Source organism: Treponema sp. R80B11-R83G3, assembly GCF_054786115.1.
Map to the genome: position 1 here is coordinate 1 of NZ_BDHF01000457.1, position 503 is coordinate 503.

The following is a 503-nucleotide window of genomic DNA, read 5'->3' on the forward strand; positions in this document are numbered from 1 at the left end:
TATTCGCCGCAGTTTTCAGAAATGGCGTGCGTAACAGTCCGCCGCCTCGCTTGGGCGCTTAACGTGTCCATGCCAAAAGCCATTGACATCATCATCAATGAATTATCATCGGCTTTTTCATCATCGGTTGTTTGTCCAGAATGTAAGGACAAAACAAAATGCGCCGTATGCGGTTTTAACCAACAGCCGGCGGAAGAAAAGGAGGTAGTTATAAATGCGGCATAAAAACCGCCGCAGTTCCCCCGGCTCGCGCCGGGGGCGCGGTTCAATTCATTATCGGGCATATGCTGAATATAATCTTATTCACGGTAAGCCGCAGTTGGCAAGCACTTCAATTTTTACGACTAAATCGGCTTTAACGCCATTACCGTTATTTGAAAATTCAGCGTTAAAACAATCACGCATATTCCCCACGTTAGAAAACGCCCATTCATACATCGCCTATCTTCATGTGGCTTACAAAGACAGCCCCGCAACTCTAGTATAGTATTAAAACCCCCGCC

1 protein-coding gene and 1 pseudogene are annotated in these 503 nt (G+C 46.5%); both read left to right on the top strand.

The genetic code is table 11. The features are described from left to right. Positions 1–225 (top strand): annotated as a pseudogene (locus ACYVRH_RS14445) (SARP family transcriptional regulator); the annotation flags it as partial. After that, positions 215–487, top strand: coding sequence for a hypothetical protein (locus ACYVRH_RS14450; RefSeq protein WP_461257064.1), 273 nt, complete (start codon positions 215–217; stop codon positions 485–487). The pseudogene ACYVRH_RS14445 and the gene ACYVRH_RS14450, both read left to right, overlap by 11 nt. Positions 488–503: the final 16 nt, after the last annotated feature.